The following is a 25739-nucleotide window of genomic DNA, read 5'->3' on the forward strand; positions in this document are numbered from 1 at the left end:
GCTTGCTCGCGAAGATGGCAGCACATTCAACATCGATGGCGATTGGCCCACCGCTTTCGCGAGCAAGCTTTGCTCCTACAGGGGGCGTAGTGGATTCAGCATTGCGATCAGGCAAAAAAAAGCCCCGCGACCGAATGAGGCGCAGGGCAAAAAAATCTGGTTGGTTGCGGCCAACCAAAGGAGCTCGCTAATGCGTTACTTGCTGGCGACCGTCTCTGGTTGCCAGCCGCCACCAAGGGCCTTGTAGATCGCGACGATGCCGCGATACAGATCGACTTCGGCCTGGGCCTGGGTGTCTTCCGCCGCCAGACGTTCGCGCTGGGCATCGAGCAGGACGAGGAAATCCGACGACCCTTCGCGGTAGCGAATTTCAGCCAGGTCGGCTGCCGCGCGGCTTGATTCACTCTGACGAATCAGCGAAATCAGGCGTTGCTGGCGTTTTCCGTAGTCGCTGAAGGCGTTTTCCGATTCTTCCAGGGCCAGCAGCACTTGCTGCTCATAGGTCGCCAGTGCGCCTTCGGCATCCGCGTCGGCACCGCGCAAGCGAGCTCGAACACTGCCCAGGTCAAACGCTGCCCAGGTGATGCTTGGGCCCAGCGCCCAGGCGTTGGCCGCCGAAGAGCCGATCTGCGAACCGCGCCCGGCGGTAAAGCCGAGGAAGCCACTGAGACTCACCCGTGGGAACAGGTCAGCCTTGGCCACACCGATACGCGCCGTGGCCGAAGCCAGTTGGCGTTCGGCGCTGAGAATGTCCGGACGACGTTGCAGCAGTTCGCCCGGATCACCGATCGGCAGCGCCTTTGCAATCGCTGGCAATTCTTTCGGACTCAGGTCCACCGTCAGCTTGTCCGGACGTTCACCCAGCAGGGTGGCTATCCGGTTTTTCTGCCGAACCTGTTCCGCCTGCAACTGCGGCACGCTGGCTTCGACGGCCGCCAGGCGGGCATCGGCGCGGACCACATCGAGCTGATCGCCGACGCCGGCATCACGCAGGCTTTCGGTGATCTTGCGCGATTCCTGCTGGTTGTTCAGGTTGGCCAGGGCAATCTTTTCCCGCAGTTGCGCACCGCGCAGTTGACCGTAGGCATCCACCAGTTCGGCAATCATGCTGACTTGCAGCTGGTACAGGTCGGCTTCGGCCGCTTGCTGTTCGGCGTCGCTGGATTCCAGGTTGCGCTGGATGCGACCAAACAGATCCAGTTCCCAGGCCATGTCCAGACCCAGGTCATAGCGTTCGCTGTTGACCCGTTTGGTCGTCTCGCCCGGAATCTGACCTTTGCCCAGATCACTGCTTGCGCGGCTGGTAATGGTCGGCATCGCGTCATTGCTGGCGTCATCGCGGATCGCCCGGGCCGCTTTCCAGCGCGCGAAGGCGACGCGCAAATCGCGGTTGCCTTGCAGGGATTGCGTCACCAACTGGTTGAGGGTCGGGTCTTCAAACTGCTGCCACCAGATACCTTCGAAACGCGAACGGTCGAAGTTTTTCTGACCGGCAGCGCCATCGGTGGCGGTCGTGATGTTGGCCGGTTCTGTGGCCGGGGTCTTGTAGTCCGGGCCCACGGCACAGGCACTCAGGGCCAATACCAGCAGGCTCGGCAGGAAGGCTTTCAGGCTCATTGTTGCGCCTCCAGTTTCAGGGCCTTGGCCGCTTTGCGTTTCTCACCGCGCTCTACAAAGTTACGAATCAATACGTAGAACACTGGCGTCAGCAACAGACCGAAGAAGGTCACCCCGAGCATCCCGGAGAACACCGCCACACCCATGGCGTGACGCATTTCGGCACCGGCACCGCTGGAGAACACCAGTGGCACAACACCCATGATGAACGCGAAGGAGGTCATCAGGATCGGACGCAGACGCAGACGGCACGCTTCCAATACCGCAGCGAGCGGGCTGAGGCCTTCGTCCTGCTGTTTATCCTTGGCAAACTCGACGATCAGAATCGCGTTCTTACACGCAAGTCCCACCAGTACGATCAAGCCGATCTGGGTGAAGATGTTGTTGTCACCTCCCGAAGCAATCACACCGGTGATGGCCGACAGCAAGGTCATCGGTACGATCAGGATCACCGCCAGTGGCAGGCTCCAGCTTTCGTATTGAGCCGCGAGTACCAGGAACGCCAGCAAAACACAGAGCGGGAACACGAACAGCGCGGTGTTGCCGGACAGAATCTGCTGGTAGGTCAGGTCGGTCCATTCGTAGGTCATGCCGTTCGGAAGTTCTTCCTTGAGCAGTTTTTCGATGGCGGCCTGTGCCTGGCCGGAGCTGTAGCCTGGGGCTGCCGCGCCGTTGATTTCAGCGGTGATGAAGCCGTTGTAGTGCATCACGCGGTCCGGGCCCGAGGTGTCGCTGACCTTGATAAAGGTCGCCAGCGGGATCATCTCGCCTTTGTTGTTACGCACTTTCAGCTGGCCGATCTGGTCCGGCTCGAGGCGGAACTGTTGCTCGGCCTGAACGTTCACCTGATAGGTACGACCGAAGCGGTTGAAGTCGTTGGCATACAGCGAACCCAGGTAGATCTGCAGGGTGTCGAAGATGTCGCTGACAGCCACGCCGTGGGTCTTGGCTTTTTCCCGGTCGATGGCGGCATCGACCTGCGGCACGTTCACGGTGTAGCTGGTGAACAGCGCGGCCAGTTCCGGCACGTTGTGGCTCTTGGTGATGATGTTCATGGTTTCTTTGTACAGCTCGTCGTAACCCAGGTTGCCCCGGTCTTCGATCTGCAGGCGGAAACCACCGATGGTGCCCAGGCCTTGTACCGGCGGCGGTGGGAAGATGGCCATGTAGGCTTCCTGAATCCCGGCGAACTGGCCGTTCAATGCACCGGCAATCGCACCGGCGGACATGCTTGGGTCTTTACGCTCGTCGAACGGTTTCAGGGTCACGAACACAATGCCGGCGTTCGGGCTGTTGGTGAAACCGTTGATCGACAGGCCCGGGAACGCTACCGCACTTTCCACGCCAGGCTGTTTCAGGGCCAGGTCGGACATGCGTTTGATCACGTCTTCGGTACGGTCCAGGCTCGAAGCGTCCGGCAGTTGCGCGAAAGCCACCAGGTATTGCTTGTCCTGGCCGGGTACGAAACCGGTCGGGGTGTGGGCGAAACCGAAGAAGGTCAGCACCATCAGGCCTGCGTACAACAGCAGGGCAATACCGCTGCTACGGATAACCCGCGCTACGGTGCCGACATAGCCATGGCTGGCGCGTTCGAAGAACCGGTTGAACGGACGGAACAGCCAGCCGCCCAATAGTTTATCAAGCACTTTGGTAAAGCGATCTTTCGGCGCACTGTGGCTCTTGAGCAGCACGGCGGCCAGGGCTGGGGACAGTGTCAGCGAGTTGAACGCCGAGATCACGGTCGAGATGGCAATGGTCAGAGCAAACTGTTTGTAGAACTGGCCGGTGAGTCCGGAAATGAACGCCGCCGGGATAAATACTGCACACAGCACCAGCGCCGTCGCGATGATCGGCCCGGTCACCTCTCGCATGGCTTTCTTGGTGGCTTCGACGGGCGTTTCTCCCAGCTCGATGTGCCTTTCCACGTTCTCCACCACCACGATGGCGTCGTCCACCACGATACCGATGGCCAATACCAAACCGAACAATGACAAGGCGTTCAGCGAGAAGCCGAACAGGTGCATCACGGCAAACGTACCGATCAGCGAAACCGGCACCGCCACCAATGGAATGATCGAGGCACGCCAGGTTTGCAGGAACAGGATCACCACCAGAACAACGAGGATCAGTGCTTCGAAGAGGGTGTGAACCACCGCTTCGATGGAACCGCGCACAAAGATCGTCGGGTCATAGACGATGCTGAAGTCCATGCCTTCCGGGAAGCTCTTCTTCAGCTCCGCCATCTTGTCGCGCACTTCGTTGGAAATTTCGATCGCGTTGGAACCCGGGCGCTGGAAGATCGGGATCGCCACCGCCGGTTGGTTGTTCAGCAAGGAACGCAGGGCGTATTGGCTGGAACCCAGTTCGACGCGCGCGATGTCTTTCAGACGAGTGATTTCACCGTTGTCGCCGGAGCGAATGATGATGTTCTCGAACTCTTCTTCAGAAACCAGACGACCTTGGGTGTTGACCGACAACTGGAACGCCGTGGCGTTCGGGGCGGGCGGGGCGCCCAAGGCACCGGCAGCCACCTGACGGTTCTGCTCACGAATCGCGGTCACCACATCGGTGGCGGTCAGGTTGCGCGAAGCGGTCTTGTTCGGGTCGAGCCACACTCGCAGCGAGTAATCGCCCATGCCAAACAGCTGCACGTCACCGACACCGCCCAGACGCGCCAGCTCATCCTTGATGTTGAGCAAGGCATAGTTGGACAGGTACAGCATGTCGTAGCGTTTGTCCGGCGAGGTCAAGTGCACAACCATGGTCAGGTCGGGCGAAGCCTTGTCCACGGTGATACCGATGCGCGTCACTTCTTCTGGAAGTTTCGGCTCAGTCCGGGTCACGCGGTTCTGCACCTGCACCTGTGCGTTGTCCAGGTCGGTGCCCAGCGCAAAGGTGATGGTCAGGGTGATCTTGCCGTCAGCGGTGGACTGCGAGGACATGTACAGCATGTTCTCGACGCCGGTGATGGCTTGCTCCAATGGAGCGGCCACGGTTTCACCGATGACTTTTGGGTTGGCGCCCGGGAAGTTGGCACGGACCACAACGGTCGGCGGCACGACTTCCGGGTATTCGCTGATCGGCAACTGGAACAGCGAGATGGCGCCGGCGATCAGGATCAGCAGCGACAGTACCGCTGCGAAGATCGGCCGAGAAATGAAGAATTGGGAAAAATTCATCGGAGTTGTTGTCCCTTAACCGCGTGGAGTCGCAGCAGCCAGTTTCACAACCGAACCCGGCGCGACCTTGGCAGGCGCGACTTGGGGCAGGTTGCTGGCTTCCAGCGCTTGTCGTTGTTGTGCGAGTGCCGCGAGGGTTTGTTCGCTGGCCATCGGGATCACTTCAGGGGTGACTGGCGAACCGGGACGTACCCGTTGCAGGCCCTTGACGATGATCGTGTCGTCCTTGTTCAGGCCGTTGCGCACGATGCGTAACCCTTCGATTTTCGGACCCAGCTCGACCGCGCGGTATGCCGTTTTGTTGTCGGCATCCATCACCAATACGAACTTTTTACCCAGGTCGGTACCGACCGCTTCGTCGTTGATCAGCACGGCGGAGTAGGTGCCGCTGCCAACCAGTTTCAGACGGGCATACAGGCCAGGGGTGTAGGTGCCGTCGGTGTTGTCGAACACCGCGCGACCACGGATGGTGCCGGTTTTCGGGTTGACCTGATTGTCGACGAAGTTCATCACGCCCTGGTGCGGGTTGCCATCTTCGTTGGACAGGCCGAGGTACACCGGGGTGGTGGCGCCGCGTTTGCCCTGGCGAGCGAGCTGGGTGTACTTGAGGAACACACGCTCGTCGGCATCGAAGTAGGCGTAGACCTTGTCGGTGGACACCACGCTGGTCAGCGGTGTGGTATCGGCGGTCACCAGGTTGCCGGCGGTGATTTCCGCACGGCTGACGCGGCCGCTGATTGGCGCGGTGACGCGGGTGAAGCTCAGGTTCAGTTTCGCCAGATCCAGCTGTGCTTGAAGGGCACCCACTGCGGCGCGGGCTTCCTGCGCAGCGCTAGTGCGCGAATCGGCCAATTCGGCGGAAATCGCGTTGCTGGTGCGCAGACGCTCACCGCGCTGGGCTTCATTTTCGCTGCGGGTGGCATTGGCGCGGGATTGGGCAACCAGTGCTTCGAGGCGGCGGACCTCAGCCTGGAAAGGGCGTGGGTCGATCTGGAACAGCAGGTCACCTTTCTTGACCAGCGCGCCTTCAGTGAAGGCAACGTCATCAATCTGGCCGGAGACCCGTGGACGAATCTCTACCGTTTCCGGCGCTTCAAGGCGCCCGGTGAATTCGTCCCACTCGTTGACCGGTTGTTCCAGCACCTTGGCGACGCTGACTTTCGCCGCAGGCATGGTCGCGGCCGACTGCGGAGCCTTGCCGCACGCGCTCATCACCAGCACGGCCAACAAGGCCAATGGGAAGCGCAAATGTTTGAATGACTGTTCCATGGATGCATCCGCCAATGTATAGAGATGGGCGGATGATGCTCGGCGAGGTGGCATCGCACGAATCGAATGAAGCGAAGGTAACTATCATTCGGAATGATATAAGCTCAAAGCTAGCCCTCTAGCATGCGCCTCCTGTGTAAGGGCGATCAATTGGATTGATGACAATTCAGTGTTGCGTAGCGTGCAACGGTCGCGTCGACTGAAAGTCTGTTTTGCCGAAACAAAAAGACGGCCCTCAGGCCGTCTCTTTAAACGTCTTGCGAACCTGAATTCAGACAATCCCTTTAGGGTTCGGTCCGAAGCGGTTGTCGCCGCGTTGACTGTCCTGGGCCAGGAAGACAATGTTGACGATAGGCAGCAACAGCCACCAGCCACTGCGATCGGTATCGTGCATCCGGCGAACGCCTACAGCGATACTGGGAATAAACATGGCCAGGCTGTAGCTGTTCGAAATGAACCCTTTGCCACCCAGCAAGCCGTCAACAATGCCCAGTCCTACAGCAATCAGAAGGTTGATCAGGATAAACATCCAGTACTCTCTGCGGCTGGCGCGGCCAGTGAATACCGCATATTTTTTCAGCACTTCAATGTACGGATTGCCACTGGCAATTGCAGCGCTTTGCGCCGTTGCTGCCTGCTGGACAGCCTGAGGGGCGCCACATTGGGGGCAGGCCACTGCACTGTTGTGGATTTCCTTGGCGCAACCACGACAAAAAACCATGCTCATATTTTTTCCCTAAAATTAGTTAAACGACAATCCTAAGAAAATAAGTGTCGTAATCGCCGACGTGATAACACCGGCGATCGCTAGGTTATTTCCTGATCTTTTTTGGTTAATGCTGATGATCCCGCAAATGAGACCTGCAGTGGAAAAGGTACCCAATCCAAAGACGGTATCTCTATCCCATTCAGAATTATCAAACAGGCTGAGTACGCAGATGACGCCCAACACTAACGAGAGAATGGCCAACCAGGGCGAACCGGCACCATTCGTTGCGGCTATGGTGAGTTGTTGGTTTGCTCCGCATTGGGGGCATGTTGGGGCTGTCTCGTGAATTTCCTTGGCGCATGCACGACAAAAGACCATTGCCATCGTTTTCCTTAACCTGAATGCTGAGTACCCACGTCGTTATCGACCGGGCGCAGCGTAACTTTAAGACTATCCGAACTGTTTTTTACAAAGTTTGTGCGCAGTTACTGGAGGCTGTCCGGATCCCCGAAGAACATCTGAATCCGCGACCTTAGCCACCGCTCACCCGGATCATTGTCCTGCGACCCACGCCACGCCATGTGCAATTCAAAGCTACGCACCGGCAACGGCGGATCTTCCGCCCGCACACCACCGGCTGCCGTCAATGCTTCGGCTGTGTAATCCGGCACGGTGGCGACAATGTCAGTGCCGCTGATTAGCGTACTCAACCCGTTGAACTGGGGCACAGCGAGCACGACATGCCGTTTGCGCCCGAGTTTTTCCAGTTCTTCATCTATAAAGCCGCTCAGGTCGCCGGCGAATGACACCAGCGCATGGGGGCGCTCGCAGAAGTCGTCCAGGCTCAATGGCCCCGGCACGCTGTCGGCGCGCAACAGTTTGGGCAGGCTGCGGCGCAGCACTTTGCGCTTGGCGTTGGCCGGCAGGTCGGCGGTGTAGCTGACGCCGATTGAAATCTCGCCCGAGGCGAGCAGGCTCGGCATCAGGATGTAGTTGGCTCGACGCACCACCAGCACAATCCCCGGTGATTCGGCGCGCAGGCGCTTGAGCAGCATCGGCAGCAATGCGAATTCGACATCGTCCGACAAGCCGATGCGGAACACCGCGGTGCTGGTCGCAGGGTCGAATTCCGCCGCACGGCTGACGGCGGTGGAAATCGAGTCCAGGGCCGGAGAGAGCAGGGCGAAGATCTCCACCGCCCGGGCGGACGGTTCCATGCTGCGTCCGGTTCGCACGAACAACGGATCATCGAACAGCCCGCGCAGGCGCGAGAGCGCCGCACTGATGGCAGGCTGGCCGAGGAACAATTTCTCCGCAGCGCGGGTCACACTGCGTTCGTGCATCAATGTTTCGAAAACGATCAACAGGTTCAGGTCGACACGACGCAGGTCATTACGATTCATCTGGAGTCCTGGCAGAGTCATCAAGCTTGACGAGAGCGGCCATATGAGAACAATGGCCGGCATGAATATTACGGGGAAAGGCTGCTACTCTGCACCGAGTAATTCAGTTTTCCTACAAAGGCTGCTTCGGTTTCTTACGACACTGGAAGATGTCGCCGGCGCTGCGGAATCAATGACAGGCATGTCGACTATTAATAGCCACTGATAGTCTTGGGTAGAAAGCCCAGATAGAGTTCAGGGCATTAGAGGTTTCTTTGACGAGGTTTGCGATGTCCCGCACGATCCGTTTTCACAAGTTTGGTCCAGCCGAGGTGCTCAAATGCGAAGAGCATGCGGCCGCTCTCCCTGCGCCGGGCGAAGTGCAGGTGCGCGTCGAGGCGATTGGCATCAGCTGGTACGACATTCTCTGGCGCCAGAACCTGGCCTCGTCCCACGCTCGTCTGCCTTCAGGCCTCGGCCATGAAATGTCTGGCGTCGTGACGGCGGTCGGCGAGGGCGTCGATGACCTGGCTGTCGGTGACAAGGTCGCCAGTTTCCCGGCTGAAAGCCCGAACGACTATCCAGTCTATGGCGAGCAGATCGTTCTGCCGCGCTCGGCACTGACCCGTTATCCGGACGTGCTCAGCCCGATTGAAGCAGCAGTGCACTACACGCCGCTGTTGATTGCCTACTTCGCTTATGCCGACCTGGCACGGGTCAAGCCCGGGCAATTCGCCCTGGTCACCGACGCCAGTCACTGTGCCGGACCTTCTTTCGTCCAACTGGGTAAAGCCTTGGGTGTACGGGTGATTGCCGCCACGAAGACGGCCGAAGAGCGTGAATACCTGCTGTCACTGGGTGCAGAGAAGGTCATCGTCACCGAGGAAGAAGATCTGCTCATGCGGATCAACAAAATTACCGATAACCGCGGTGTCGATGTGGTGTTCGATGGCCTGGGTGGCCCACAGATGTCGCTGCTCGGCGATGTGCTGGCCCCGCGCGGCAGCCTGGTGCTGTACGGCCTGCAAGGCGGCAACCAGACGCCGTTCCCGGCCTGTGCAGCGTTCCAGAAGAACATTCAGTTCTTTGTGCACTGCATCGGCAACTTCACCGGCAAGCCGGAACTGGGCATCATTCAGGACCAGGTCGCACTGCAACGTGCCTTGCGCGACATCAACCAGATGACAGCCGATCGCGTTCTGCTGCCGCTCAAGACTCGGGTCTTTCCGTTTTCCGAGTTTGTCGAAGCACACCGCTACATGGACGAATGCCCATGCCGCGAACGGGTTGCCCTGCAGGTCGAGCCTGCGTAACACCCTCTGAAAAAGTCCGTGCCTGCACGGACTTTTTTTTGCCCTCTGAAAACATCAGGCGCCCCTGCCGATGGGGTCAGTTCAGCAACTGAACTGGTTTTTGCTCTCGATCTGTATCTTCTAATCGCCATTTAAGCCCTGATAATTGAATGATTACTTTCATCTCAAGGAAAGAGTCATGGCTGGGTATCGGTTTGATACTTCTCAATGCACATCGTTAATATATTTCCGACAAACCGTTGTTCGTTGCGCAGTTGCCAAACAGTCATGTGCGACTTCTTTCCTTATTTCTTGTGCTAAATGTCTGTGGGATGTTGTCGGACATTTCCTAGGATCTCTCTCGCAGCCCCGAGGCGCCGGTATTACGGGGCTTGGCGGTGGTCTGTCTGTCGCCACGGCAACTGCGCTGCTCAGGCATTTCAAATAATTACTAAAAGCTTAAGTGTTAGCATTTGGGAATAACGTCCAGCACTTCAATCGTGGCAGGCAATCGGTTTGCGCATTGCATGTCGTTGTTTGCGCGCTGTTGAACTTACGAGTATCAGGTAAATAAAAATGACCCTTATCCATGACCAGGCGATGAATTATGTCTATCAGCAAATGCTGCAACGCTTGCTGAGTTTCTTTTCCCGGGCCGAACGCACGGCATTGCAGCTGATGATTCAGCGGTTGGTGGTCACCGCCGGCGGCATGGAGCGCATTGGCGATTACAAGGTGCTGGCCATCCAGTCCGGGTCCCGGGACAGTTGCTACACCCTGGCGCTGCTGCGCGCCGCGCAGCTGAGTATTGCCGGCAGGTCACCTTCCACGTTCCAGCTGCGCGTCGCTTCATTGCGCATGAACGGCGTCAGTTCGACGGCCCAGGACAACATTCATCGCAGCTACAGCGCATTGTTCCTCTACGATGATCCTCGGGTCGAAGTATTGATGGCCGATAATCGGCAGGTTTTGCCGTTCAGGCACCTGGCACCGATCTCGGAGGAGGGCCGCGAAGCCAGTCGGCTCAATCTGCTGATGGTGGGGCATCGTCGTCCCCTGGACGGGCCGATCGATCTGTGGGACGACGGCTATCTGGCCACTGGCGAGTTCGTTGGGCAAATTGCCCGGTGGCACAGCGGCGTCGATGCATTGATCAGCAGTGACACGCTGCGTCAGCAGAAACAGTTTCTCGAGGGCTTGAAGCGGGCGGCCGCGAAGGCCGGGCTCAAGACGTCGAATCATCCCGGAACGGGCTTTGACGAGCTGTTTGCAGTGCTCGACGAACTCGGCAGCGATTGTTACCGCATGTTTTATGACGGGCAAGGGCAAGGGCAAGCGCAATGGCGCCCGGCCGAACAGTTTGAAGCCTGCCGCCGCGCCACGTTCATCGACATTCACGACCTGCTGGTCAGCAACCGGGAAGAGCGATGGCCGCTGCTCACTGAGTTTCTGGGTTTTCAGCCTGACGAACTCACGGCCCAGCTCAGCGACAACGAATACGTCAGCCCTTCGATATCTGCCCATGTCCGGGGGCTGCATGCGTGCTCCGTGCACGGTCACAGCTATGAGTCGGGCGTCGCCGAATACTTGCAGCGAGCCTTGGTGATGATGCGCCGCAAGCAACTGCCGGAGCGCCTGTGCGAACAAGCCGTGGAGGCCTTTGGCAACCCGGCGAGGGTTTCCGATCAGCGCGCACTGGCAGCGGCCGAGGCACAGAAAAGCCTCGGGTTGAGCGAGGCGCAGTTGGTGTGCCTGCTCTTCGCGCCTTTTATCGAAAAAGGTGCCGGGCTTGAGCGTTTCCTGCGTCAGTGCCATCCGGGCATGCTGGTGGCGATGCCTGACTTGCACAGGGCGATGCAGGGCAACCCGGTGTCGGAACAGATTGCGCATTGGATGGTCGACGTCAGCGGGCTGCCCGTCAGCCTGATCGGCAAGCTGTACCGTATGGGGCCAGTGCCTGACGCCGAGGGCAGGGTGACTGACGGCGCGGACGGGCAATCCGAAGCCGCCGATCATGACCACGATGCTGCGGTGGCGGGTGAATGGTCAGCGGGACATTGAAAGGACCTCGCGAGACTGACTTTGCCTATCAGGCGGTGTACCGATACCTGACCCACCTGATCAACGAGCCGGTCAGCGACACGAGTGTCCGCTTGCCGTCGTTACGCCAGTTGGCGAATCGTCTGAACGTGTCGATCTCGACCATTCAGTACGCTTATTCGCTGCTGGAGAAAGAAGGGCGTGTCTATTCGGTGGCCAAGTCCGGCTACTACGCGTTGCCGGTGTCCTCGATCAATATGCCCGGCAGTGGCAACGACCTGCTCGAAACTGTCTATGTCAGCGCCAGGCGCCCGGGCATGCTGGTCTTCAGCGCCGATGAGCCGGCGCTGCTGCAGCCCCTCGACAGTCCGTTGTTGCTGCTGGAACGCGAACTGCTGCGCCAATACCCGCGTCTGCCACAACCGCCTTCACAACCTTGCGGCGAGCTCGAACTGCGCACCGCACTCGCGGCGCGTTACACCACGTCGCCGGTGCGCTGCTGGCATGCCGATGACGTCTATGTCGGCGCAGACTTGCGCGGAGTCCTGGAAATATTGATCGTTGTACTGGGTCTCAAGGACGCAGTGGTGGTCGTCGAGTCGCCGTGTGACTGGACGATTTTGCGCTTGCTTCAGGCCGCGGATGTTCAAGTGATCGAATGGCCGGTGCAAGCCAATGGCAGCCTGGACGTCGAGCGACTCAAGGAGCTGCTGGAAACCCGGCCGGTGCGGCTGGTGATGCTGTCATCGGGGTTGAGCGTGCCGCGGGGGAGCCTGCCGCCCGACGACAATCGATACGCCATTGCGCAGTTGCTGGAACAGCATGGCAGTTGGGTGCTGGAAAACGACTGTTATGGCGAACTCGAATTCGAGCCGGGCGGCTTGCGATTCCGCGACCTGCTCGACCCCGGCCGGCTGATCGTGTTCTCCACATTCGAGAAAATCATCGGTCCGGAAGCGCCGTACGGCTATCTGCTTTCGCGGCATTTCAGCGAGCAATTGCAGCGGCACTTTCTGCTACGCTCATTTCGCCTGTCGCCGATTCGCCAGAAAGCCATTGCCCGTTTGTACGGCAATGGCCGGATCGATCAGCACCTTCAGGTGCTGCGCAGGTTGCTCAAGGACCGCAAGGTGCACATGACGCAGCTATTGCAGGAGCGTCTCGGGGACGCCCTGCAGGTCGTCGATCCTCAGGGTGGGGCGACAATCTGGGCGCGCTCCCTGCGTCAGGTCGATATGCGTCGAGTGTTCCAGCGCTTGCTCAAGCATCATGTGGTGATTGCGCCGGGGGAGCTCTTCAGTCTGCAGGGCCTGCACACGCAGCACTTGCGCTTGAGTCATGCGTTCGGCGTAGATCATGACATCGGTGCTGCGTTGGGCCTGCTGGGGGATGCCTTGCGGTTGGAGTCGGTGGACTGAACACGGCCGTAAACATCCTTTGTGCCCGTGGATCGATCCCATCGCGTTGCGGTCAAACTGCCAGTAAACTGCGGTCCTATTCCTGAACCACTCTATTCCAGAGGTTTTGCATGACACTCAGTCCTTTTGCGGGCAAACCGGCACCGGCAGAATTGTTGGTCGACATCCCGCGACTGGTAACGGCCTATTACACCGGCCAGCCCGATGCCGCCATCTCCACCCAGCGCGTCGCCTTCGGCACGTCCGGGCACCGGGGCAGCTCGTTCGACCTGAGTTTCAACGAATGGCACGTCCTGGCGATCAGCCAGGCGATCTGCCTGTACCGCGAAGCCCAGGGCATTGATGGCCCGTTGTTCGTCGGCATCGATACCCACGCGCTGTCCACCCCGGCCGGCGCCAGCGCCCTCGAGGTACTGGCGGCCAATGGCGTGACGGTGATGATTGCCGAGGGTGACGAATACACCCCGACACCGGCAATTTCCCACGCCATTCTCTGCTACAACCGCGGCCGCACTTCCGGGCTGGCGGACGGTATCGTCATCACGCCGTCCCACAACCCGCCGCAAAGCGGTGGCTACAAATACAACCCTACCAACGGTGGCCCGGCCGATACCCACATCACCAAGTGGATCGAAGCCAAGGCCAACGAACTGCTGGGCAACAAGCTCGCCGGCGTCAAACGCATCAGCTTCGAACAGGCGCTGAAGGCCAGCACCACCCATCGTCATGATTACCTCAACACCTATGTTGCCGACCTGATCAACGTGATCGACTTCGATGCCATTCGCGATGCCAAGCTGCGTCTGGGCGTTGATCCGCTGGGCGGAGCAGGGGTGCGCTACTGGTCGGCGATTGCCGAGCATTACAAGCTGGACCTGGAAGTGGTGAACAAGCAGGTCGATCCGACTTTCCGCTTCATGACGGTCGACTGGGATGGCCAGATCCGTATGGACCCGTCGTCCAGCCACGCCATGCAAGGCTTGATCGGTCTGAAAGAGCGCTTCGACGTGGCGTTTGCCTGCGATCCGGATCACGACCGCCACGGCATCGTGACCCCGTCGGGTGGGCTGCTCGCGCCGAACAGTTACCTGGCGGTATCGATTGACTACCTGTTCCAGAACCGTCCGCAATGGCGTGCCGATGCGGCCGTGGGCAAAACCGTGGTCAGCAGCGGTTTGATCGATCGCGTGGCCAAGCGTTTGGGCCGTCGCCTGTACGAAGTGCCGGTCGGCTTCAAATGGTTTGCGGACGGTCTGTTTGACGGCTCGTTGGGTTTTGGTGGCGAAGAAAGCGCCGGCGCGTCGTTCCTGCGCAAGGACGGCGGTGTCTGGAGTACCGACAAGGACGGTTTGATCCCGGCGTTATTGGCTGCAGAAATGACCGCTCGTACCGGTCGTGACCCGAGCCAGGCTTACCGCGCATTGACTGACGAACTGGGCGAACCGTTCTCGGTGCGAGTCGATGCCAAGGCCAATCCGCAACAGAAAGCGCTGCTGAGCAAGTTGTCGCCGGACCAGGTCACCTCGACCCAACTGGCAGGCGAAGCGATCCAGAGCATCCTCAGCCATGCACCGGGCAACGACCAGGCCATCGGTGGCCTGAAAGTCATGACCGAGAACGGCTGGTTCGCGGCGCGTCCGTCGGGCACCGAGGACATCTACAAGATTTACGCCGAGAGTTTCGTCAGTGACGAACACCTGAAGCAGTTGGTGGCCGAAGCTCAAACGCTGGTGGACAGCGCTATTTCAGCGAAGTGATCGAGGGCCCTGTGGCGAGGGAGCTTGCTCCCGTTCGGCTGCGAAGCAGACGCAAACCAGCCGGCACGGTGTATCTGTTACACCTCGCCAAGCGATTTGGGGCCGCTTCGCGACCCAGCGGGAGCAAGCTCCCTCGCCACAATGGGTAACTGTCTAGTCCTGAAAGAGGTGTAAACCACATTCAGGTATAAAAAAGGGGCGACCATTTCCGGTCGCCCCTTTTTTCGTCCTGCATTTACCCAATCAAGCCAGGTCCACCAAAACAATCTCACTGTCCTCAATGGCCGTCACCCGCAACACCTGCTCATCAGCCACTGCAACACCGTCTCGAGCTTGTGCACGTAACCCATTGACTTCAATCACGCCCGTGGCCGGTACCAGATAAGCACGACGGCCGCTGTCCAGCCGATATTCGGCAGACTCGCCAGCCTTCAGGTTCGCTGCCACCAGCCGCGCATCCGCGCGAATCCGCAGGCTTTGGTCGTCGCCGCTCTTGCCGCTCGCCAGGGTCACAAAACCTTCGCGCTGGCCTTTAGGAAACGGCTTGGCGCCCCACGATGGTGCCAGGCCGGTTTCGTTCGGGATGATCCAGATCTGGAAGATTTTGGTTTCGGTGGCTTCCAGGTTGTACTCGCTATGCGCGATCCCGGTGCCGGCACTCATGACCTGAACGTCGCCCGCTTCGGTGCGGCCCTTGTTGCCGAGGTTGTCTTCGTGGGTAATTGCGCCTTCACGAACGTAAGTGATGATCTCCATGTCCCGGTGAGGGTGTTTCGGGAAGCCGGTGCCGGAGGCGATCACGTCATCGTTCCACACCCGCAGGTTGCCCCAGTTCATGCGTTTGGGGTCGTGGTACTCGGCGAACGAAAAGTGGTGATGAGCATCCAACCAGCCATGGTGGGCGCCGCCCAGGGAGTTGAAAGGTCTGAGTTCGAGCATGATCGTCTCCTGAAATGGGTTTTGATGGCGAGCATCATCCATCAGGCACTGATCGATAAAAAGCGTAAAAAATGCCTCAATAGCATCGAATTAATTGATGTTAAATAACCTCGAAACATTCTCACCCAGCCTTCACTTCATCGCATAAGCCAATGACCTGTAAGCATTTCACTAGAACTGAAAGGCAAATGCAGACACCATAGCCTTCAACAGCCTCACACCCTGGAGTCAGCCCGCGTGCCGCAACACACCCCCGATCTTCCTCCTGAACTTCGTCCCCTGGCCGAGATCCCGCTGCTCAAGCGTCTTGCGGCCCGGTTCTTCGGCCATGGCCTGACCCGGCTGCGCGCGCAGCACCGCGCGTCATGGTTGCATGGCCAGGCCGATGGCTTTCGCAGTGGCCACAGTGCCGGGGTGGATTATGGCTATAAGGAAGGCAAGCTCGAAGGGTTGGAGGAAGGTCGGCAAGTGTTGCTGATCCGTGACTCGCGCTCGACCGAACACCGCCCGCCCAACGTCGACGACAACCTGTTCGATGATTGGCGTCTGCCATTGAGTGCTGACTTGAAAAAGCGCATGAAGGCCGACGTCGCCCGGTTACTGCCAGCCCATGCCCAGCCCAGTGCCTCACAGTGGAAGATGATCTTCAGCGACACGCCATCGACGTCGGTAATCGCCGGCGCGGGTGCGGGCAAGTCCACCACGCTGGTGCTGCGTATTTTGCTGCTGACTCACTACCTGGGCTTCGAACTCGATTCGATGACCGTGGTGACGTTTACGCGGGAGTCGCGCAAGGACTTCATCAATAAGCTGATCGAGCTGTTTGCACTCTGGGGCCGGGCACTCAGCTTTAAAGAAGCACGGGATCTGGTGCGCACCTTCCATTCGCGAATCCTGCCAATGGTGCGCAGTCTGCCGGGCTTCGAACGGCTACAGGCTTTCGAAAATCTCAGTCACCGCCCACAACATGGCGATGAGGAAGCCGACAGCAATCCGTTCGACCTGCGTATCAATGACGCCCAGCGTCAGCAGCTCAACGCCTGTTATCACAGCCTGCACACCCGCGATGAGCGTTTCCGCGAGCTGATCAAACCGTTATCCCGCCATGCCTTGCAGCTCAAGGAATTGGAGCGCGATCACCCGGACGTGCAAAAGCGCATGGCTGTGACCGAACTGGCGGCCAAGCGTGATGAAGAGTTGTGCGATTTCATCGAGGACTTGTGGTTTCGCGCCGGTGCCTGGCCGATCAAGGGCATCGAGCCCAATCGTCAGTCGTTCGATATCAACGGCTCGACGTTTCATTGTCATGGCTATATTCCAAGCCTGGACGCCTGGGTGGTGCTGGGATTCGATCCGCGGGAAAACCCGCAGGTCAGCCGCCCGAATGCCAAGCTCAGCGTTCGCGCCGAGTGGGCGGTAAAGCGAACCCTGTTTCAAGCTTTCTGTCGTAAGCCATTGATATGGCTGGACAGTTATGAATCATCAAAACGAGTCTTGGCCTCGCTGGCAGGGGATGCCAGCGCCGGGCCGGGGTTCGATTACAAGGTCAAGGGTGAACTCGGTTCCGCGCCGTTGCTCGACTGTTTCGTCGCGGCGGCCGGGTTTATCGAGAACCTGGGCGTGGATGTCCCGAACGCGGTTGGCCAGATGAGTTTCGCCAAGGACGACCCGGACCGTTTTTTCTTTGAGGCCCTGAGTCTTTACTGGCGTGCCCTGGAAGATCATCTGCTGGATCAGAAACCACCGGTGATGACCTACAACCGCATGTTTGCCTTGTTCAGCGAGCACTCCCCGGAAAATCAGAAACTGCTGAGCGACGAATTGCTGCGACCACTGTCGCACCTGATGATCGACGAATTCCAGGATGTCTCGCCGCAGATCGTTTCCTGGATTCGTGCCAGCCTGGCCGAGATTCGCAGTCGTGGTCCGGCCATGCACGTCGGTCGCGGAGCCCAGCGTTCGTCACTGCTTTGCGTGGGCGATGACTGGCAGTCCATTTATGGATGGCGCGGCAGTTCACCCACGTACTTCATGGAGTTCAACAAGGAATTCCCGTCGCCGAGCACCACCAGGGTCATGCTCAGTGACAACTACCGCAGCCATCAGCACATCATCGATGCCGCCGAACATATCGTCCGCGCCGCGCCGGCCATCGCCGGGAAAAAGGCCAGGGCCAGCGGCGAGCCCAAGACGCTGCTTCCGGTCAATGTGCTGGATCGCGACGATCAGGGCATGGCCAAACGCCTGATGGAGCACTACAGAAAGGGTGATTCAATCTTGATGCTTTATCGAAAAAGTAGCGATAAGTCATTGATAGAAGAGCATATTCAATCTGTAGTTAATGTGGATTCTAGCTTGCCGTACGAAAGCCGACGCCTGAAGCAACTGACCTATCACAGCGCCAAAGGCCTTCAGGCGGATGCCGTATTCTTGCTGGGGGATTGTCAACACCTGACCAGTTCGCCTTACAAGAATCAGGTCTACCGCATGGCCGGTCTCGGCAAGCCTGGCGACAACGAGGCCTACGACAACTCACAGAAAGACGAGATCTTGCGGCTGGCGTATGTCGGCATCACGCGGGCGGTGAGTCATTGCTATTGGTACGTCGATGGCCAGGACAGCCAAGCGGCGAACATGCCCAAGGCCTCCGACCGGATCGGCAAGGGCAAGCCGTTCTTTGTCGATCACCGCGTGGGCAAGGCCGTTTAATCCCGGACAAGAAAAAGCCCACATGACGTGGGCTTTTTTTATTCGCTGACTCAGCCTTCAGACATAGCTCCTGAGGGCCACCGGTGGAATGAAGGACTCGAGCTCATCCTCCACCGCTTCGATTATTCGTTCCACATCCGCGGCATTCATGACCGTTGCGCATGGAATACCGGCGATGGCGATCATGGTCTCGCCACTGGCGCGGTCAAACAGACGGGCGATCATACTGCCCGGGGCGTCCATGCTCGCCTCAAAACCCATGGGATGAAAATGCCAGCGCATCAGCTGGCAGGCGTTTGGAAAGGTGACCTTACTGAACCCTTTATTCATATGTTGCCCGCCTTCTTCATCGAGCGCTTCCGTTAGCTCATGTTAGGAGGGAAGAGCCTTCATTGGCTCAACCGGTGATTGCATTTAAAAGTAGCATCCGGATGTGAAAACAATGTGGATTTTTCAGGCCGTTTAGCGATTGGTTCAGTTTTTTTTGATTCAGGTCACAGCGCCATGGTTGTTAGGCAAAAGGCCAGTACCGAGTCAACGTTGAAGCCGGTGCTGAATTTCGGCAAGCTCGCTTTTTTCTCATCGAGATATCTATGCCCGCCGATGATGATGGTCCGCTGCAAACCCAAGCCACGAGCGAGACGGTCATGCGCTATCACCTGCGCTGGAAACACCGGGACCTGGACGGGGTCATGGCGCTTTATCACCCGGATGTTCAGTACAACGACTTTTTCCAGAACCGTGTGATGGGGCTCGACGAGTTGCGCGAGTACGTGCGCAGCAGCATGCCGCGCGATCCTGATGAAGCGCTGGAGCATTCGGACCGCATTCGACTGGACGGCGACACGGCATTCATTCAATACCGCATCACCCTGCGCGGCGGTGAAGGGTTGGTGTCATTTCGCGCCAGTGAAGCGATTACCGTGCGCGACGGGCTGATCTGGCGGGTCAATGAATACGCCTCGCTGGTGCATGAGCGGCCCGTCAGCAAAACCGCCAACAATCAGCGTCCGGCCGCCAGCCGGCTCGGGTTGTCGCCGCGTCAGCTGAGTTTCATGGCGCAAGACCTGCAACAGTATTTCCAGCGTCAGCAGCCCTATCTGGATCCGGAGCTAGACCTGCAACGGGTGGCGAAAGAGTGCGGCTACACTCGCAATCAGATTTCCTATCTGCTCAATCAGGTGCTGGGCCAGAGTTTCTATCGCTACGTTAACCAGGCGCGGTTGCAGCATCTGCTCGCCGCGCTGGACACCGCCACGCCGCCGCTGCGGATCGATGAGCTGGCGTTTGCCGCCGGCTTCAATTCGCTGTCGGCGTTCTACAGCTGTTTCCGTCAGCACACCGGCCTGTCGCCTAAGGCCTACGCCAAACAAATTTCTTTGCGTGCACGCGCGCAAGACAGCCTCTGAGCCCACGCACTAGGATCAACGCCATCGAAACTTGAGTGGCGGAGTCTTGCATGCCGGCGTGGCGCACTATCAGTTTGTGGATGGACCAGCTCGACGAGCCCTTGTTGGCGCGTCCGGCGCTGGAGCAGAATCTGGACGTCGACGTCGCCATCATTGGCGCGGGGTACACCGGACTCTGGACCGCGTACTACCTCAAACGTCTGGCGCCGGGCCTGGACATCGCCATCATTGAAGCGCAGACCGCCGGTTTTGGTGCCTCGGGACGCAACGGCGGCTGGCTGATGGGCAACATCCTCGGCGAAGACCGCTTGCTGGCCGATCTATCGGCCGAACAACGTCGCGCTTCTTATGATCTCTTGCACAGCATTCCAGACGAAGTGGAGATTGTCCTCGAACGTGAAGGCATCAACTGCGATTACCGCAAAGGTGGCGCGCTATATTGCGCTGCGCGCTATCCCGAGCAGGAATCCAGCCTTCGACACTATCTGGACAAGCTCTACCAACAGGGCCTGACCGAAAGCGATTACCGCTGGCTCAGCCCTGAGCAGTTGGCGCAACAGATCAGAATTGCCAAGCCTTATGGCGGTATCTATGCGCCGCACGTCGCGACCCTTCACCCGGCAAAGTTGGTGCGAGGTCTGGCCCGGACGGTAGAACGCATGGGCGTCAGGATTTACGAAAACAGCCCGGTCACTCACTGGCAATCGGGCAGCCTGCGCACGGCGAAAGCTACCGTGCGCAGTCGCTGGATCGTTCCGGCGGTAGAAGGTTATGCGGCCACCTTGCCACCGCTGGGTCGTTACCAGTTGCCGGTGCAAAGCCTGATTGTGGCGACTGAGCCGCTGTCCGCTGCCACTTGGGACGAAATCGGCCTGAGTCGCGGCCAGGCGTTCGGCGAAAGCAGCCGCCAGGTCACTTACGGTCAGCGCACGGCGGATAACCGTCTGGTGTTCGGCGCGAGGGGCGGCTATCAGTTCGCCGGCAAGCTGCGCCATGACTTCGACCTGACCCGCAACGAAGTGGAGTTGCGCCGTTACCTGTTCGGCGAGTTGTTCCCGCAACTCAAGAACGTACGTATCACTCACGGCTGGGGCGGCAACCTGGGCATGTCCCGGCGGTTCAAGCCGCACATGCTGTGCGATCAAGCGAGCGGCATTGCGATTTCTGGCGGTTATGGCGGGGAGGGCGTCGGCGCCAGCAACCTGGGTGGGCGAACCCTGGCCGATCTGATCCTGCAACGCGATACCGAGCTGGTTCATCAGCCGTGGGTCATCCCTCAAGGTGGTCTCGATGCGCTCAAAGCCTGGGAACCGGAACCCTGCCGCTGGCTCGGCTACAACGCGATCATCCGCAGCTTCGTCCACGAAGACCAGACCCTGGCCAACCCGGCCACCGCGCCCTGGCGGCGCAAACTGGCCAGCGGGGTGGCCGGGTTCATGGAAGGTTTCATGCAGTAAACGGCGCTCTCTACATCGAAAGGTATTCCCATGAGCATCACGCAATTCAAGAACACCGCAACCCTGAAACTGGACGAATCAAACCCGGTCGCCGTGCCGCTGGGTACCCCCGTGGCGGTGGCGTCCACCACCAGCGTCGAACGCGACGATGGCGTCGAAACCGGCGTCTGGGAATGCACCCCCGGCCGCTGGCGCCGGCAGATCGTGGCCCAGGAATTTTGTCATTTCATCCAGGGGCGCTGCACCTTCACCCCCGACGACGGTGAAACCCTCTACATAGAAGCCGGCGATGCTCTGATGTTGCCAGCCAACAGTCTCGGTATCTGGGACATCCAGGAAACCGTGCGCAAGACCTACGTTCTGATTTTTTGATCCTCTGATTGCCTGCCAACAAAAACAAACCACACAGGAATCCACTCATGATCCGAAAGACCCTGGCACTGGCCCCACTGGCGCTCGTCGTGTCCTTCAGCCACGCGGCCGACACCGTCAAGATCTACAACTGGTCGGACTACATCGCACCGGACACCACCAAAAACTTCCAGACAGCGACCGGTATCGGCTTCAGCTACGACGTCTACGACAGCAACGAAACCCTCGACGGCAAGTTGATGACCGGTAAATCCGGCTACGACGTGGTGTTCCCGTCCAACCACTTCATGGCCCGGCAGATTCAGGGCGGGGCGCTGAAAAAACTCGATAAAAGTCAGTTGCCGAACTGGAAGAATCTGAATCCGGTCTTGCTCACGGCTTTGCAGACCAACGACCCGGGCAACGAGCACGGCTTCCCGTATCTATGGGGCAGCACCGGCATCGGCTACAACATCGCCAAGGTCAAAGCCGTATTGGGCGATAACGCACCCGTGGATTCCTGGGACCTGATCTTCAAGCCCGAGAACATGGCGAAGCTGCAGAAGTGCGGCGTGGCGATCCTCGACAATGGCCCGGAATTGCTCCCGGCGGCGCTGAACTACCTGGGCCTGCCGCATCACAGCAAAAAGCCGGAAGACTACAAAAAGGCTGAAGCGCTGCTGATGAAAGTCCGGCCTTATGTCAGCTATTTCCACTCGTCCAAGTACACCAGCGACCTCGCCAACGGTGACATCTGCGTGGCTGTCGGTTTCTCCGGCGATATCCTGCAAGCCGAAAACCGCGCGAAGGAAGCCAACAACGGCGTGGACATCGGCTATGCGATTCCCAAGGAAGGCGCCGCGATCTGGTTCGACATGGTCGCCATGCCCGCCGATGCCCCGGACGAAAAAGCCGGTTACGCCTTCATGAACTACCTGCTGCGCCCGGACGTCATGGCCAGCATCAGCAACTACGTGCATTACGCCAATGGCAACGAACAGTCAGACAGTCTGATCGACCCGGCGATCAAGAACGACACCAAGGTCTACCCGAGCCCGGAAATGATGGGGAAATTGTTTGCGCTGGAAGCGATGCCGCTGAATGTAGACCGGATTCGGACGAGGGTGTGGAACAAGATTCGCACCGGAAGCTGACAGGCTGGATCAGGCCAGCGGGACAGGATGTCCCGTTGCGTGGTCAGCCGGTCGGCTCGACCGTGCAACTCATTTGTTTCGATCCCGGCATCTGGAAAAAGGCCTCGTCGCCGTCTTGCAAGAAGCTGTAGCTCCCCCGGGAGTCCTTGGCGCTGTATCGGGTCGCGGCAACATTCGGCACCTGGATAAGGGTGACAGCGGTATTCGCCCATTTCAGGTACATGACACGCGGCTCGACATTGAAGAAAGTGGCGCCAATCAACGCGTTGAACCCCTCACAACGCAAGGCTATGGGGCCATCGGTGAGTCTGCTCGGGTCCTTGGTTCGCGCAATCGCCGAGCCCTGACGAAGCTGATGCGCTCGCTCGGCATAACTTCGGATCGTGCATGCCTTGGGCTCTGCACCGGCGGCACACTGATTGCGGGCGTCGGTCCAGAACCGCTGTTCGATCTCGACTTTGTCAGGACTCGGCACCGAATGAACGTCCGTGAGCGTCAGGCGATAGAGGCGCGTCAGTTCAATATCCATCTGCTTCAGTTGAGGGTCGCGACAGATTAGCTTCTCGACAGCTGCGCTGGCCGTGGCGCAATCGAAGCTGGTCGCCAGGACCGTAGAAGTCTCGGACTTTGCACAAAGGCTCGTTGCCGCGCATGCGCTGGCGGCGATGAGAGCGGCCAAAAAGGGCGTTACCATTTTCATGTCGGCTTCACCCGGATCATTTCGTGAGTCCCGCGAAGAACGATAAGTCGGTATTTCAGTGTGGTCACATTCCTCGAAAAGTCTAATTTTCCCTGATCGAAGTGTGCGAACCCAAACATGAATAGTCGGACGATTCCGGCCTGAATAACTTACTTTTATTTAATATTTAAATTGTCGATTGTCAGACAATAACGGCGGCTCCTTATTTTTACATTCAACTTCTCTCAAGGTGCCTATTGTTTCCGGGCGCTTTCCGAAACACACAAACATGACGCCAAAAAAGTAGTGGACGATTGATTTCAAATTGTGTCAGTTTCTTTTCGCCTTCATTGGGCGAGTGATAGGACGATCTCGCCAGAGATTGTCGCTATCTGACTAAAACTGTTCCATAGCAATACAAGGAAGTGTGTTTATGTCGAAAGTAAAAGGTAACGCTATTGAGAGTGCCGAACTGGCCTTTCAACCTTTGCAAGCATTGGCTGCCCCCAGTTCTGCGTTCAATCAGATCAATAGTTTCAGCCATCAGTACGACCGTGGCGGCAACCTCACGGTCAACGGCAAACCGTCGTTCTCCGTCGACCAGGCAGCCACCCAATTGCTGCGCGACGGCGCTGCCTACCAGGACAAGGACGGCAGCGGCAAAATCGAACTGACTTACACGTTCCTGACCTCGGCCTCGTCGAGCACCATGAACAAGCACGGGATCACCGGGTTCAGCCAATTCAGTGCCCAACAAAAAGGCCAGGCTGTGCTCGCCATGCAATCCTGGGCCGACGTGGCCAACGTCACCTTCACGGAAAAGGCCACTGGCGGCGACGGTCACATGACCTTCGGCAACTACAGCGGCGGTCAGGACGGCGCGGCGGCATTCGCTTACTTGCCTGGCACGGGCGCAGGTTACGACGGGACTTCCTGGTACCTGACCAACAGCAGCTACACGCCCAACAAAACCCCGGACCTGAACAACTACGGCCGGCAAACCCTGACCCACGAAATCGGTCACACCCTGGGCCTGGCCCATCCCGGCGACTACAACGCCGGTGAAGGCGCACCGACCTACAACGACGCGTCCTACGGGCAAGACACCCGCGGCTACAGCGTCATGAGCTACTGGAGTGAAAGCAACACCAGCCAGAACTTCAGCAAGGGCGGTGTCGAAGCCTATTCGTCGGGCCCGCTGATGGACGATATCGCGGCCATTCAGAAGCTCTACGGCGCCAACACCACCACCCGGACCGGTGACACCACTTACGGTTTCAACTCCAACGCCGGTCGCGATTTCCTGAGCGCGTCCTCGTCGTCGGACAAGGTCGTGTTTTCGGTGTGGGATGCGGGCGGCAAGGACACCCTGGATTTCTCCGGATTTACTCAAAACCAGAAGATCAACCTCAATGAAGCCTCGTTCTCCGACGTTGGCGGCCTAGTGGGTAACGTGTCCATCGCCAAGGGTGTTACCGTCGAAAACGCCATCGGCGGTTCGGGCAATGATCTGCTGATCGGTAACGGTGTAGCCAACGAGCTGAAGGGCGGTGCCGGCAACGACATCCTTTTCGGCGCGGGCGGTGCAGACAAGTTGTGGGGCGGCGCCGGTTCGGACACCTTCGTGTTCGCGGCCAGCAGCGACTCCAAACCGGGCGCGGTCGACCAGATCCTCGATTTTGTCAGTGGTCTGGACAAGATCGACCTGACCGGCATCACCAACGGCGCAGGCCTGCATTTCGTGAGCGCATTCACGGGTGCGGCGGGCGATGCAGTGCTGACCAACTCCGGTGGCAACAGCCTGCTGTCGGTGGACTTCTCCGGGCATGGCGTGGCTGACTTCCTGGTCAGCACCGTGGGCCAGGCGGCGTTCTCGGACATCGTGGCCTGATTCAAGGCAAAAGGAGGGCGGCGCCTAAAGCGCCGCTCTTTGCCCCTTGAGCCACAACCCTGAGAAAAACGCCTTATGATCCCTGACGCTTTTACCTACAAAGCAACCGCGTGGCTGTTTGCGACGCTCATGATTTTTTTTGGAGATGTAGCCATGGCAAGTAGCCTGAAATTGGCAGACCCGTCGGAATTGGCGGGAAAGTGGCGGGTGACGCAACAGGACAACCCGTCGAACGTTTGCCCCCTCGAATTCAAAGCTAACCAGACTTTGGGCGACGGCACCGAGTGCCTCGCTGGATGGCTGGGAGAGCAGCCGATCAGTTGGTTTCCTGAGCCCGACGGCATCGCGCTCACCGGTAAGGAAGGGTCGAAGATTGTGTTTTTCAGTCGTCAGCGTGACGGACTGTATCGAGGCACTTCGAAGACCGGGCTGGTCATTACACTTGAGCACCCGCTGCATTAATCGAAACCCTATGAGTTGTTATTAA

At 58.8% G+C, this 25739-nt stretch carries 20 protein-coding genes; 11 read left to right on the forward strand and 9 right to left on the reverse strand.

Annotated elements, in window-relative coordinates; all coding sequences use genetic code 11:
- Nucleotides 1-195: 195 nt before the first annotated feature.
- From KJF94_RS10810 to KJF94_RS10835, 6 genes are all read right to left on the reverse strand, one after another.
- Nucleotides 196-1617: an efflux transporter outer membrane subunit gene (locus KJF94_RS10810; protein ID WP_214383260.1), complete on the reverse strand. Its 1422-nt coding sequence runs from the start codon at nt 1615-1617 to the stop codon at nt 196-198.
- On the reverse strand, nt 1614-4796 hold the full coding sequence (locus KJF94_RS10815; RefSeq protein WP_214383262.1) for an efflux RND transporter permease subunit: 3183 nt from the start codon (nt 4794-4796) through the stop codon (nt 1614-1616). The genes KJF94_RS10810 and KJF94_RS10815 overlap by 4 nt, the downstream gene beginning before the upstream one ends.
- Before the next feature lie 15 nt (nt 4797-4811).
- Nucleotides 4812-6065: a multidrug efflux RND transporter periplasmic adaptor subunit MexE gene (gene mexE, locus KJF94_RS10820; protein ID WP_214383264.1), complete on the reverse strand. Its 1254-nt coding sequence runs from the start codon at nt 6063-6065 to the stop codon at nt 4812-4814.
- 271 nt (nt 6066-6336) lie between these two features.
- A complete protein-coding gene (locus KJF94_RS10825; RefSeq protein ID WP_250548261.1) occupies nt 6337-6792 on the reverse strand; it encodes a DUF805 domain-containing protein in 456 nt (151 codons plus the stop codon).
- A 15-nt stretch (nt 6793-6807) separates the two neighbouring features.
- Nucleotides 6808-7158 carry a DUF4190 domain-containing protein gene (locus KJF94_RS10830; protein WP_214383266.1) on the reverse strand — a complete coding sequence of 117 codons (351 nt, stop codon included), beginning with the start codon at nt 7156-7158 and terminating at the stop codon, nt 6808-6810.
- Nucleotides 7159-7259: 101 nt separating this feature from the next.
- Nucleotides 7260-8177, reverse strand: coding sequence for a LysR family transcriptional regulator (locus KJF94_RS10835; RefSeq protein WP_250548262.1), 918 nt, complete (start codon nt 8175-8177; stop codon nt 7260-7262).
- Between the two features lie 269 nt (nt 8178-8446).
- On the opposite strand from KJF94_RS10835, the gene KJF94_RS10840 reads away from it, so the two are divergent.
- The 4 genes from KJF94_RS10840 (at nt 8447) to pgm (ending at nt 14663) form a co-directional block, all read left to right on the forward strand.
- Nucleotides 8447-9469 carry a zinc-dependent alcohol dehydrogenase family protein gene (locus KJF94_RS10840; RefSeq protein WP_214383268.1) on the forward strand — a complete coding sequence of 341 codons (1023 nt, stop codon included), beginning with the start codon at nt 8447-8449 and terminating at the stop codon, nt 9467-9469.
- Between the two features lie 555 nt (nt 9470-10024).
- Complete coding sequence (locus KJF94_RS10845; protein ID WP_214383270.1) at nt 10025-11509, forward strand: hypothetical protein; 1485 nt, start codon at nt 10025-10027, stop codon at nt 11507-11509.
- Complete coding sequence (locus KJF94_RS10850; protein ID WP_214384835.1) at nt 11506-12906, forward strand: aminotransferase-like domain-containing protein; 1401 nt, start codon at nt 11506-11508, stop codon at nt 12904-12906. The genes KJF94_RS10845 and KJF94_RS10850 overlap by 4 nt, the downstream gene beginning before the upstream one ends.
- A gap of 110 nt (nt 12907-13016) precedes the next feature.
- Entirely contained in the window at nt 13017-14663 is a 1647-nt protein-coding gene (gene pgm, locus KJF94_RS10855; RefSeq protein ID WP_214383272.1) for a phosphoglucomutase (alpha-D-glucose-1,6-bisphosphate-dependent), read from the forward strand.
- 243 nt (nt 14664-14906) lie between these two features.
- Here the strand turns inward: pgm and KJF94_RS10860 are convergent, their stop codons facing one another.
- A complete protein-coding gene (locus KJF94_RS10860) occupies nt 14907-15602 on the reverse strand; it encodes a pirin family protein (protein ID WP_214383274.1) in 696 nt (231 codons plus the stop codon).
- A 237-nt stretch (nt 15603-15839) separates the two neighbouring features.
- Here KJF94_RS10860 and KJF94_RS10865 point away from each other — a divergent pair, with 237 nt between their 5' ends.
- Nucleotides 15840-18311: a UvrD-helicase domain-containing protein gene (locus KJF94_RS10865; RefSeq protein WP_214383276.1), complete on the forward strand. Its 2472-nt coding sequence runs from the start codon at nt 15840-15842 to the stop codon at nt 18309-18311.
- Between the two features lie 57 nt (nt 18312-18368).
- Here the strand turns inward: KJF94_RS10865 and KJF94_RS10870 are convergent, their stop codons facing one another.
- Complete coding sequence (locus KJF94_RS10870) at nt 18369-18641, reverse strand: DUF1652 domain-containing protein (RefSeq protein ID WP_214383277.1); 273 nt, start codon at nt 18639-18641, stop codon at nt 18369-18371.
- 263 nt (nt 18642-18904) lie between these two features.
- Between KJF94_RS10870 and KJF94_RS10875 the strand changes: the two genes are divergently transcribed.
- The 4 genes from KJF94_RS10875 to KJF94_RS10890 are packed head-to-tail and all read left to right on the forward strand — an operon-like array spanning nt 18905 to nt 22682.
- Nucleotides 18905-19720 carry an AraC family transcriptional regulator gene (locus KJF94_RS10875; RefSeq protein WP_214383279.1) on the forward strand — a complete coding sequence of 272 codons (816 nt, stop codon included), beginning with the start codon at nt 18905-18907 and terminating at the stop codon, nt 19718-19720.
- Nucleotides 19721-19770: 50 nt separating this feature from the next.
- A complete protein-coding gene (locus tag KJF94_RS10880) occupies nt 19771-21177 on the forward strand; it encodes an NAD(P)/FAD-dependent oxidoreductase (RefSeq protein ID WP_214383281.1) in 1407 nt (468 codons plus the stop codon).
- A gap of 30 nt (nt 21178-21207) precedes the next feature.
- Complete coding sequence (locus tag KJF94_RS10885; protein ID WP_214383284.1) at nt 21208-21549, forward strand: cupin domain-containing protein; 342 nt, start codon at nt 21208-21210, stop codon at nt 21547-21549.
- A 47-nt stretch (nt 21550-21596) separates the two neighbouring features.
- A complete protein-coding gene (locus KJF94_RS10890; protein WP_214383286.1) occupies nt 21597-22682 on the forward strand; it encodes a polyamine ABC transporter substrate-binding protein in 1086 nt (361 codons plus the stop codon).
- Nucleotides 22683-22725: 43 nt separating this feature from the next.
- Here the strand turns inward: KJF94_RS10890 and KJF94_RS10895 are convergent, their stop codons facing one another.
- Nucleotides 22726-23382, reverse strand: coding sequence for an MliC family protein (locus KJF94_RS10895; protein ID WP_214383288.1), 657 nt, complete (start codon nt 23380-23382; stop codon nt 22726-22728).
- Between the two features lie 412 nt (nt 23383-23794).
- Here KJF94_RS10895 and KJF94_RS10900 point away from each other — a divergent pair, with 412 nt between their 5' ends.
- Complete coding sequence (locus KJF94_RS10900) at nt 23795-25252, forward strand: serralysin family metalloprotease (RefSeq protein WP_214383290.1); 1458 nt, start codon at nt 23795-23797, stop codon at nt 25250-25252.
- Between the two features lie 75 nt (nt 25253-25327).
- Nucleotides 25328-25714 carry an AprI/Inh family metalloprotease inhibitor gene (locus KJF94_RS10905; RefSeq protein ID WP_214383292.1) on the forward strand — a complete coding sequence of 129 codons (387 nt, stop codon included), beginning with the start codon at nt 25328-25330 and terminating at the stop codon, nt 25712-25714.
- Nucleotides 25715-25739: the final 25 nt, after the last annotated feature.

Source organism: Pseudomonas hormoni, from assembly GCF_018502625.1.
Classification (GTDB): domain Bacteria; phylum Pseudomonadota; class Gammaproteobacteria; order Pseudomonadales; family Pseudomonadaceae; genus Aquipseudomonas; species Aquipseudomonas hormoni.